General features: G+C 69.5%; 2 protein-coding genes. Both read right to left on the reverse strand.

Features of this window, described 5'->3' with window-relative positions:
- Nucleotides 1-8,578: non-ribosomal peptide synthetase (locus D7Y04_RS42290; protein ID WP_121763040.1), on the reverse strand; the 8,578-nt coding region annotated here is incomplete at its 3' end.
- Nucleotides 8,579-8,585: 7 nt separating this feature from the next.
- Nucleotides 8,586-12,189: non-ribosomal peptide synthetase (locus D7Y04_RS42295; protein ID WP_121763041.1), on the reverse strand; the 3,604-nt coding region annotated here is incomplete at its 5' end.

The raw sequence follows: 12,189 nt of genomic DNA on the forward strand, positions 1-12,189 counted from the left end.
GCCCTCTCCACTTCTTCAGCGCCGCCGCCAGTCCCGCCAGCAGCACTTCATCCACTCGCGCCCGGTACGCACCGGGCACCTCGCGCAGCAGCGCCGCCGTCTCCTCGCGGCTCAACTCCAGACGGACTTCTCCCTCCAGGCCTGTCTCATTGCGGCCGCCCGCCTCGTCCACTGGCAGCGACGGAACCTGCGCGGCGCCCTGGGCTTCCCAGTACGCCACCTCCCCTTCCACCTGCCCCGCGTACTCCTTCAGCCTCCTCGCCCACTGCTGGTACGAGGCGCTCTTCGGCCCCAACTCCACCTGCTCGCACGCCCGCTCCACGTCCTCCACCAACACCCGCCACGACACCCCATCCACCACCAGGTGGTGCACCACCACCAGCAAGCGCCGGCCCTTCTCTCCCAGCTCGAAGAGCACCGCCTTCATCAGCGGGCCCTTCTCCAGCTCCAGGCTGCCCTGCACCCGCGTCGCGACCTGCTCCAGCTCCGTGGCCACGTCCGGCGCCCCGCGCAGGTCCACCTGCTCCAGCTTCAGCGCACCCGCTTCTTCCACGCTCGCGTTGCGCTGCTTCCACTCGCCGTCCACTCGCTCGAAGCGCATCCGCAGCGCGTCATGGTGCTTCACCACCGCGCCCAACGCCTTCTCCAGCACCGCCGCGTCCAGCGCGCGCGAGACCTCCAGCAGCAGCGACTGGTTGCTGTGGCTCGGCTTCTTCCAGGCCTCTTCCAGGAAGCTCTTCTGGATGGCGGTCAGCTCCACCGGGCCTTCGACAGGTCCCTGATCCGCCACGGCCTGCGCGGCCTTCACCACCTGCGCCAGCTCTTCCACCGTCTGCTTCTGGAAGAGCTGCTTCGGCGTCACTTCCAGGCCCGCCCTTCTCACGCGGGACACCACCTGCAGGCTCAGGATGGAGTCACCACCCAGCTCGAAGAAGTTGTCCTGCACGCCCACGCGATTCAGGCCGAGCACCTGCGCCCAGACCTCCGCCAGCGTCTTCTCCATCTCCGTGCGCGGCGCCACGTACTGACGCGCCAGCTCCGGGCGGACGCCTTCCGGCTCGGGCAGGGCCTTGCGGTCCACCTTGCCGTTCGACGTCAGCGGCAGCGCCTCCAGCGCCACGAACGCCGAGGGCACCATGTACTCGGGCAGCCGGACCTTGAGCACCTGACGCAGCTCGTTCGTGTCCACCGTCGCCGGGCCGTGGCCCACGACATAGGCCACCAGGCGCTTGTCACCCGCGCCCTGGCCCCTGGCCATCACCACCGCGTCCTTCACCGCCGGGTGCGCTCGCAGCGCTCCTTCCACTTCGCCCAGCTCGATGCGGAAGCCACGCACCTTCACCTGCGTGTCCGCTCGGCCCACGAACTCCAGGCTGCCGTCCTCGCGCCAGCGCGCGACGTCACCCGTGCGGTACAGCCGGGCACCCGGCTCGCCGCCGAACGTGTCCGGCACGAAGCGCTCCGCCGTCAGCTCCGGACGGCCGGGATAGCCCCGAGCCACACCGACGCCTCCCAGGTACAGCTCGCCCGCGACGCCCAGGGCGACCAGGCCGCCGCGCGCGTCGAGCACATAGGTCCGCACGTTGGCCAGCGGCCGGCCAATGGACGGCGTGCGGCCGTCGGCCACGCAATCCGTGAGCGTGGCCACCACGGTGGCTTCCGTGGGCCCGTACGAGTTGACGAAGCGCCGGCCGGGGGCCCAGCGCGTCACCACCTCGGCCGGGAGCGCTTCACCGCCCGAGATGACGGTGCGAAGCGCGGGCAGCCCCTCGGACGGCGTGACGGCGAGCGCCGCCGGCGTGAGGCTGAGCACCGTGATGTTCGCGTCCCGCAGCAGCGCGGACAGCGTGTCGCCCGGCAACAGCCGCTCCGCGGGCGCCAGCACCAGCGTGGCCCCCGAGGTCAGCGTGGTGAAGATCTCCTCCACCGAGAGGTCGAAGCTCAGGTTGGCGAACTGCAACACGCGGCTGCCCGGCCCGATGCCGTACGCCACCGCCTCGTGGGTCACGAGGTTGGCCACGCTCCGGTGCTCGATGGCGGTGCCCTTGGGGGTCCCGGTGCTGCCGGAGGTGTAGATGATGTACGCGAGGTTGCCGGGGCCCGCGCCGCGGGTGACGCGCTCTCCGCTCTCGCGAAGGACCGCTTCACGCGCCTCGTCCAGGCAGAGCGTGCGAGCCGAGGTCTCCGGCAGGCGTTCCCGCAGCGAGCCCTGGGTGATCAGCACCTCGGCGCCGCTGTCGCTCAGCATGAAGGCGAGCCGCTCGCGAGGCAGCATCGGATCCAGGGGCAGATAGGCCCCGCCCGCCTTGAGGACGCCGAGCAGCGCCACCGCCACATCCAGCGAGCGCTCCAAGCACAGGCCGACCCGGACCTCCGGGCCCACGCCCAGCCGGTGCAGCGCCCGCGCGAGCTGGTTGGCTCGCGCGTCCAGCTCCCGGTAGGTCAGCCGCTGTCCCTCGAACTCCACCGCCACCGCGTCCGGCGCCCGGTCCACCTGCGCCTCGAACAGCGAGGCGACGGTGGTGGCTTCCGGGAAGGCCACGCGGGTGCCGCTCCACGTCTCCAGCACCTGCTGACGCTCCGCCTGCGTCAGCAGCGATACATCCTCCAACCGCTTGCCGGCGCTGGCCACCAGCCCCAGCAGCGCCACCTTCCACTGCTTCAGCAGCGCGTCCATGCCTCGTGCCTCGAAGCGCGACACGTCATAGGCGAGCATCAGCCGCAGCTGCTTGTCAGGAATCACCGACAGCGTGAGCGCGTAGTTCGTCCGCTCCTTCACGCGGACGTCTCCGACCTCCCAGCGATTGGCGCGGCCCTTCAACGACGAATCAATGGGGTAGTTCTCGAAGACGAGCAGGCTCTCGAACAGGGCCTGTCCGCGCGGCACCTCGCTCCAGCCCTGCACGCGCACCAGCGGGCTCTGCTCATACTGCCGCTGCTCCGCCTGCTGCTCCTGCTGGGCCTTGAGCCACGACTCCACCCACTCGCCGCCACCGAGCTTCACCCGGACCGGGAGGGTGTTGATGAAGAGGCCGACCATGCCTTCGACACCGTCCAGCTCGGCCGGGCGGCCCGCCACCGTGGCGCCGAAGACGACTTCGCCTTCGCCCGCATGCCGTCCCAGCACCAAGGCCCAGGCGCCCTGCGCCAGGGTGTTCACCGTCACCTGCTGCCGCTGCGCGAAGCCCTGCACCGCCGACGTCTCCTCCTCCGTCAGCTGCAGCACCAGCTCATCCTGGGCATGGGAGCCATCCTTCGCCCCACGCGCTTCCAGCGGCAGCCGCGTCGGCGCGCTCACGCCCTTCAGCGCCTCACGCCAGTACGCCTCCGCCTTCTTCGTGTCCTGCTTTCCGAGCCACGCGATGTACTCGCGATACGCCGCCCGCACCTGACCGCGGAGCTCGCCACCCGTGACGAGCGCCTCGTACGTCGTGAAGACCTCGTCCAGCACCAGACCGAGGCTCCAGCCGTCCAGCAGCAGGTGGTGGTGACTCCACACGCACCGCCACCCCTCCTCGCCCAGCTTCATCACCGCCATGCGCATCAGCGGCGCCTGGCCCAGCTCGAAGCCCTGGCGGGCGTCTTCCTTCAGGTACTCGTCCAGCGCGTGCTGCTGCGCCTCGCGGCCCAGGCTGCTCCAGTCACGCTCTTCCCACGGCAGCTGCACCGTGCGCTGCACCACCTGCAGCGGCTCCTCCAGCCCTTCCCAGAGGAAGCGCGTGCGCAGGATGGACAGCCGTTCCACCACGGTCTGCCACGCCTGCTTCAGTGCCTCCACCTTCAGCCCGCCGCGCACTTCCCACGCGAGCTGCTCCACGTACACACCGCTGCCGCCTTCCAGCAGCGAGTGGAAGAGCAGACCCTGCTGCAACGGGGAGAGCGGATAGACGTCCTCTACGCCCTCGCCCCGGCCCAGCACCTTCTCCAACTGATGTGCGCTGGCCTTCACCAGCGGGAAGTCCACCGCCGTCCACACCCCGGCGTCCGGCTCCCGCATCTCGTGCAGCAGCTTCTTCAGCTGCCGCTCGTACTCCCGGGCCAGCTGCTCGACGCTCTCGCGGCGGTGCAGCTCCCGGCCGTATTCAATGGCCACTTCCAGCCGGCCGCCCACCACCAGCCCGTTGACGCCCAGCACGTGCGCGCGCTTCTCGCCCTTCGCGTGCGCCTCGCCCGCCCGCTCCTTCGCTTGCGCGAAGTACTTCGACTGTGCGGCCGCCGCATCCACCTGCCCCAGGTAGTTGAAGACGACTTCCGCCTTCGGCAGCGCGCGCAGCTTCTTCTGGCTCTCGTCACTGCCCAGGTACTTCAGCAGCCCGAAGCCCAGGCCCTTGCCGGGCACCCGCCGCACCGACTCCTTCACCGCCCTCACCCACGCGCCCGCGCCTTCCGCCTTCGGCGCCTCCACCACCACCGGGTACACGCTGGTGAACCAACCCACCGTGCGCGACACCTCCAGCCCCACTTCCTCCTCGCGCCCGTGGCCTTCCAGCTCCACCCGCACCTGCTCCAGCCCTCTCCACTTCTTCAGCGCCGCTACCAGTCCCGCCAGCAGCACCTCGTCCACTCGCGCCCGGTACGCCCCGGGAACCTCGCGCAGCAGCGCCGCCGTCTCCTCGCGGCTCAACTCCAGACGGACCTCTCCCTCCAGGCCCGTCTCATTCTTCCCGCCCGCCTCGTCCACCGGCAGCGACGGAACCTGCGCGGCGCCCTCGGCTTCCCAGTACGCAACCTCCCCTTCCACCTGCCCCGCGTACTCCTTCAGCCTCCTCGCCCACTGCTGGTACGAGGCGCTCTTCGGCCCCAGCTCCACCGCCTCGCCCCTCGCCACCTGCTCACACGCCCGCTCCACGTCCTCCACCACCACCCGCCACGACACGCCATCCACCACCAGGTGGTGCACCACCACCAGCAAGCGCCGGCCCTTCTCTCCCAGCTCGAAGAGCACCGCCTTCATCAGCGGGCCCTTCTCCAGCTCCAGGCTGCCCTGCACCCGCGTCGCCACCTGCTCCAGCTCCGTGGCCACGTCCTGCGCCCCGCGCAGGTCCACCTGCTCCAGCTTCAGCGCGCCGGCTTCGTCCACGCCCGCGTTGTGCTGCTTCCACGCGCCGTCCACCCGCGCGAAGCGCATGCGCAACGCGTCGTGGTGCTTCACCACCTCGTTCAGCGCCTTCTCCAGCACCGCGGCTTCGACTTCTCCCGCGACGTCCAGCAACAGCGACTGGTTGAAGTGGTGCGCCTGGCTCCGCTCCTGCGCGAAGAAGGCCTGCTGCACGGGCGTCAGCTCCACCGCGCCTTCCACCGGCTTCTGCTCTCCGGCCTCCAGGGCGACCTTCGCGACCTGCGCCAGTTCCTCCACCGTTTGCTTCTGGAAGAGCTGCCTCGGAGAGATCTCCAGACCGGCCCTCCGAGCCCGAGCCACCACCTGCAGGCTCAGGATGGAGTCACCGCCCAGTTCGAAGAAGTTGTCCTGCACACCCACGCGATTCAGGCCGAGCACCTGCGCCCAGACCTCCGCCAGCGTCTTCTCCACCTCCGTGCGCGGCGCCACGTACTGACGCGCGAGTTCCGGGCGGACGCTCTCCGGCTCGGGCAGGGCCTTGCGATCCACCTTGCCGTTGGACGTCAGCGGCAGCGTCTCCAGCGCCACGAACGCCGACGGAACCATGTACTCGGGGAGCTTCGCCTTGACGTGCTCCCGCAGCCCGGAGACCCCAGGCCACCCTTCCGCCTTCGGCACCACGTAGGCGATGAGGCGCTTGTCACCGGCGCCCTGGCCCTTGGCCACCACCACCGCTTCCTTCACCGCCGGGTGCGCTCGCAGCGCCCCTTCCACTTCACCCAGCTCGATTCGGAAGCCACGCACCTTCACCTGCGTGTCCGCTCGGCCCAGGAACTCCAGCGTCCCGTCCGCACGCCACCGCGCCAGGTCTCCTGTCCGGTACATCCGCTCTCCGGACAACCCTCCGTGCACGTCCGGCACGAAGCGCTCCGCCGTCAGCTCCGCGCTTCCCAGGTAGCCCCGCGCCACGCCCTCTCCGGCCGCGTACAACTCGCCCGCGACGCCCACCGGCACCGGGTTCAGCGCCGCGTCCAGCACGTACACGCGCGTGTTTCCAATCGGCTGGCCAATGGCCACCACCTCGCCCACCTGGCTGCCTTCCGTCATCCGGTGGCAGCTGGTGAAGAGCGTGTTCTCCGTCGGGCCGTAGCACGCCGTCACCGGCACCTTCAGCTCTTCCACCACCCGGCGCACGTGCGGCGCGGACACTACGTCTCCGCCCGTCAGCAGCTGCTTGAGGCCGCGCAGCACCTCCACGTCCGCGTCCACCACCTGCGCGAAGAGGCCCGCCGTCAGGTGCAGCGTCGTCACGCCCTGCCCCTTCACTACCCGCTTCAACTCCTCCACGTCTCCCACCGGGCCCGGCGGGTACACCACCAGCCTCGCCCCATTCAGCAGGCTGCCCCACACCTCCAGCGTCGAAGCGTCGAACGACACCGGCGCAATCAGCAGCAGCGTCTCTTCAGGGCCCAGGTGCGCGTACTTCGTCCCCTTCACCGTGCGCAGCACGCCCCGCTGCTCCGTGCACACGCCCTTGGGCTTGCCCGTGCTTCCCGACGTGAAGTCGATGTACGCAAGGTTGCGTCCACCCACTCCACTCTTCGGCGCGTGCTTCGGCTGCTGCGCAAGCGTCTCCGCCACTTCCTCCAGCAGCACGCACTCCACGCCCTGCACCGGCAGCTTCTCCGCCAGCGCCCGCCGCGTCACCACCACCCGCGGCCTCACCTCCGACACCATCTGCTCCAGTCGCGCCTGGGGGTAGTCCGCTTCCAGCGGCACGTACGCGCCTCCGGACTTCGCGATGCCCACCAGCGCCACCACCAGCTCCACCGAGCGCTCCAGGCACAACCCCACCCGCTCCTCGGCTCCAACGCCCTTGCTCCTCAGCAAGTGCGCCAGCTGGTTCGCCTTCTCATCCAGCTGCCGGTACGTCAGCTTCTCTTCTCCGCACTCCACCGCCACCGCGTCCGGACGCTGCGCCACCTGACGCGAGAACTCCTCCGCGATGCTGCTCTCGCGCGCGTACTCCTGCTCCGTCGCGTTCCAGCCCTTCAGCACATGCTGACGCTCCGCCTCCGTCAGCAGCGTCACCTCGGAGAGCGAACGCTCGGGGTGGGCCGCGGCGGACTCCAGCAGCACGCGCAAGTGCCCCAACATCCGCTGCGCCGTGGCCGCATCGAACAGGTCCGTGCTGTAGACCAGCACGGCGCGCAGTCCCTCGGGCTCTTCCTTGAAGAGCAGCTCGAGGTCGAACTTCGCGACCTGATCCGCCTGCGGCATCGGCGTCAGCGTGAGCCCCGGGAGCTCCAGCCGCAAAGGCTTCGCCTGCTCCAGGTTCATCATCACCTGGAAGAGCGGTGAGTAGCTCAGGTTGCGGGCGGGCTTCAGGTCCTCCACGAGCTTCTCGAAGGGCACGTCCTGGTGCGCGTACGCGCCCACGGTCGCGGCCTTCACGCGGCCCAGCAGCTCCTGGAAGCTCGCCTCGGGGGAGATCCGGGTGCGCACCACCAGCGTGTTGACGAAGAAGCCGATGAGCCCTTCCAGCTCGGACTGATGCCGGCCGGAGATGGGCGTTCCGACGCAGATGTCCTCCTGCCCCGAGTAACGCGACAGCAGGGTCTGCCACGCGGTCAGCAGCACCATGAAGGGCGACATCGCCTGCGCCTGCCCCAGCGCCTTCAACTGCTCGTACAGGGCGCGCGGCAGCAGGGACTCGCGGCTCGCGCCCCGGAAGCTCTGCACCGAGGGACGCGGCCTGTCCGTCGGCAGCTCCAGCACCGGAGTCACGTCGGCGAGCTGCTCGCGCCACCACTTGAGCTGATTCTCCAGCACCGGCCCCTGGAGCCACTCCCGCTGCCACAGCGCGTAGTCGGCGTACTGCACCGGCGCCTCGGGCAGCCGCGGGGCCTCAGCGCGTGACAAGGCCCCGTACAGCAGCCCCATCTCCCGCACCAACACGTCCATGGACCAGCCGTCCGAGACGATGTGGTGCATCGTCAGGAGCAGCACGTGCTCGCGCTCGCCCAGCCGCAGCAGCGTGGCCCGCAGCAGCGGACCGCGGGTGAGGTCGAAGGGCTTCTGCTGTTCCTCTCGCGTCAGCCGCAGCGCCTCCTGCTCGCGCGTGGACTCGGGCAGCGACGTCAGGTCATGCAGGGCCACCGGGCACGGGCGCGGCGGCGAGATGACCTGAAGCGCATGGCCCTCCTCGTCGCGGAAGATGGTCCGCAGAGACTCGTGACGACGGAGCAGCTCCGCGAAGCACTGCTCCAGCGCGGCCACGTCGAGCGAGCCCTCGAGCTTCACGGCCGCCGGCATGTTGTACGTGGGCGTGCCCGGCTCCATCCGGTCCAGGAACCAGAGGCGCTGCTGGGCGAAGGACAGCGGCGCCGAGTCACCCGTGCGCGGGCGCGCGGTGATGGCCGGACGGGCCGACTGGGTGTCCTTCTTGCGGAGTTGACGGAGCAGCTGGGCCTGCTTCTCGGGCGAGAGGGCTGCGATACGCTTGTTGATGTCGCTCATGGGGATGTCATTCCTCGCCTGAAGCCAGTTGCCCTGATGCAAGCAGGGCGTCGATGTCGTCGCTGGTGTCCTGCTCCAGCAGGGCCAGCAGTTGCTCCAGCTCCGCCTGATCCGCCTGGGTGGACTGGGCCTGCACCAGGTGGACGGAGAGCCGGGCGATGCTCGGGTTCTCGAAAAGCGCACTCAGCGGCAGCTCGACTCCGAGCTCGCTGCGAATGCGGGAAATGGTTCGGGTCGCGAGCAGGGAGTGGCCTCCCAGCTCGAAGAAATCGTCGTGGATGCCGACGCGCGCCACACCGAGGATCTCGGCGAGGATGAGCGCCAGCTTCTGCTCCACGTCACTGCGTGGCTCGACATAGGGGTGCTCGGACGCGGGCCGTGCCCCGGAGACATCGGGCAGGGCCTTGCGGTCCACCTTGCCGTTGGACGTCAGCGGCAGCGCCTCCAGCGGCACGAACGCCGAGGGCACCATGTACTCGGGCAGTCGGCTCTTGAGTGCGCGACGCAGCTCACCCACGTCGAGCGAATCGGGGCCAGGGCCGACGACGTAGGCGACGAGGCGCTTGTCGCCCGCGCCCTGGCCCTTGGCCACCACCACCGCTTCCTTCACCGCCGGGTGCGCTCGCAGCGCTCCTTCCACTTCGCCCAGCTCGATGCGGAAGCCACGCACCTTCACCTGCGTGTCCGCTCGGCCCAGGAACTCCAGCGTCCCGTCCGCGCGCCACCGCGCCAGGTCTCCCGTCCGGTACATCCGCTCTCCGGCCAGGCCTCCGTGCACGTCCGGCACGAAGCGCTCCGCCGTCAGCTCCGCGCTTCCCAGGTAGCCTCGCGCCACGCCCTCGCCGGCCGCGTACAACTCTCCGGCCACTCCCACCGGTACCGGGTTCAGCGCCGCGTCCAGCACGTACAGGCGCGTGTTGCCAATCGGCTGGCCGATGGCCACCACTTCGCCCACCTGACTGCCTTCCGTCATCCGGTGGCAGCTGGTGAAGAGCGTGTTCTCTGTCGGGCCGTAGCACGCCGTCACCGGCACCTTCAGCTCTTCCACCACCCGGCGCACGTGCGGCGCCGACACCACGTCTCCGCCCGTCAGCAACTGCTTGAGGCCGCGCAGCACTTCCACATCCGCATCCACCACCTGCGCGAAGAGGCCCGCCGTCAGGTGCAGCGTCGTCACGCCCTTCCCCTTCACCACCCGCTTCAACTCCTCCACGTCTCCCACCGGGCCCGGCGGGTACACCACCAGCCTCGCCCCATTCAGCAGGCTGCCCCATACCTCCAGCGTCGAAGCGTCAAACGACACCGGGGCAATCAGCAGCAGCGTCTCTTCAGGCCCCAGCTGCGCGTACTTCGTCCCCTTCACCGTGCGCAGCACTCCGCGCTGCTCCGTGCACACGCCCTTGGGCTTGCCCGTGCTGCCTGAGGTGAAGTCGATGTACGCCAGGTTGCGTCCACTCACTCCACTCTTCGGTGCGTGCTTCGGCTGCTGGGCCAGCGTCTCCGCCATTTCCTCCAGCAGCACGCACTCCACGCCCTGCACCGGCAGCTTCTCCGCCAGCGCCCGCCGCGTCACCACCACTCGCGGCCTCACCTCCGACACCATCTGCTCCAGCCGCGCCTGGGGGTAGTCCGCTTCCAGCGGCACGTACGCGCCTCCGGACTTCGCGATGCCCACCAGCGCCACCACCAGCTCCACCGAGCGCTCCAGGCACAGCCCCACCCGCTCCTCGGCTCCGACTCCCTTGCTCCTCAGCAAGTGCGCCAGCTGGTTGGCTTGCTCATCGAGCTGCCGGTACGTCAGCTTCTCCTCTCCGCACTCCACCGCCACCGCGTCCGGCCGCTGCGCCACCTGACGCGAGAACTCCTCCGCGATGCTGCTCTCGCGCGCGTACTCCTGCTCCGTCGCGTTCCATCCCTTCAGCACCTGCTGGCGCTCCGCCTCCGTCAGCAGCGGCGCCGCTTCCAGCCGCTTGCTGGCGCTCGTCATCAGTCCGAGCAGCGCCACCTTCCACTGATTCAGCAGCGCATCCATCCCACGCTGCTCGAAGCGGGAGGTTTCGTAGGCCAGCCTCAAGCGCAGCTGAGGCCCCGGGATCACCGACAGCGTGAGGGGATAGTTCGTCCGCTCCCCAAGCCACACGTCCCGGACGTCCAGTTGGGCCGTCCTGTGCTTCAGGGAGTCATCGATGGGGTAGTTCTCGAAGACGAGCAAGCTCTCGAAGAGCGGCTGCCTGCGCGGCACTTCGGTCCAGCCCTGCACCTGCACCAGCGCGCTGTGCTCGAACTGCCGCTGCTCGGCCTGCTGCTTCTGGAGCCCCTTCAGCCACTCCGCCACCACCTCGTCCCCTGGCAGCTTCACCCGGACCGGGAGCGTGTTGATGAAGAGGCCGACCATGCCTTCGACACCGTCGAGTTCGGCCGGGCGGCCCGCCACCGTGGCGCCGAAGACGACGTCGCCTTCACCCGCGTGGCGTCCCAGCACCAATGCCCATGCGCCTTGCGTCAGGGTGTTCACCGTCACCTGCTGCCGCTGCGCGAAGCCCTGCACCGCCGACGTCTCCTCCTCCGTCAGCTGCACATGCAGTTCCTGCTGGCCCTTGATGCTCTTCGAGCCACGCGCCTCCAGCGGCAGCCGCGTCGACGCGCTCACGCCCTTCAGCGCCTCACGCCAGTACGCCTCCGCCGTCTTCGTGTCCTGCTTCCCGAGCCACTCGATGTACTCGCGGTAGGCGGAGCGAGCGCTGCTTCGCGCCTGCGCGCCCGTCACCAGCGACTCGTAGGTGGCGAACAGCTCCTCCAGCACCAGGCCGAGGCTCCAGCCGTCCAGCAACAGGTGGTGGTGGCTCCAGACGAAGCGCCAGCCGTCTTCACCCAGCTTCATCACCGCCATGCGCATCAGCGGCGACTGGCCCAGCTCGAAGCCCCGGCGGCTGTCCGCCTTCAGGTACTCGTCCAGCGTGCTCCTCTGCTGTTCGCGCCCGAGGCTGCTCCAGTCACGCTCTTCCCACGGCAGCTGCACTGTGCGCTGCACCACCTGCAGTGGATCCTCCAGCCCTTCCCAGAGGAAGCGCGTGCGGAGGACGGCCAGCCGCTCCACCACCGTCTCCCACGCCTTCCTGAACGCCGAGACGTCGAGTCCGCCGCGAACCTCCCAGGTGAGCTGCTCGACGTAGACACCACTGCCCGCCTCCAGCAGCGAGTGGAAGAGCAGACCCTGCTGCAACGGGGAGAGCGGATAGACGTCCTCCACGCCCTCGCCACGGCCCAGCACCTTCTCCAACTGCTGAGGGCTCGCCTTCACCAGCGGGAAGTCCACCGCCGTCCACAGCCCCGCTTCGGACTCCGTCCGCTGCCGCAGCAACTGACGCAACTCCTGGGCGTAGTGCCGCGCCAGCTCTTCCACGCTCTCGCGCCGGTGCAGCTCCCGGCCGTAGTCGATGGCCACTTCCAAGCGGCCGCCCACCACCAGTCCGTTGACGCCCAGCACGTGCGCGCGCTTCTCGCCCTTCGCCTGCGCCTCGCCCGCCTTCTCCTTCGCCGGCGCGAAGTACTTCGACTGCGCCGCCGTCGCGTCCACCTGGCCCAGGTAGTTGAAGACGACTTCCGCCTTC

It is taken from the genome of Corallococcus sp. AB038B (genome assembly GCF_003668955.1).
In the GTDB taxonomy this organism is placed as follows: Bacteria; Myxococcota; Myxococcia; order Myxococcales; family Myxococcaceae; genus Corallococcus; species Corallococcus exiguus.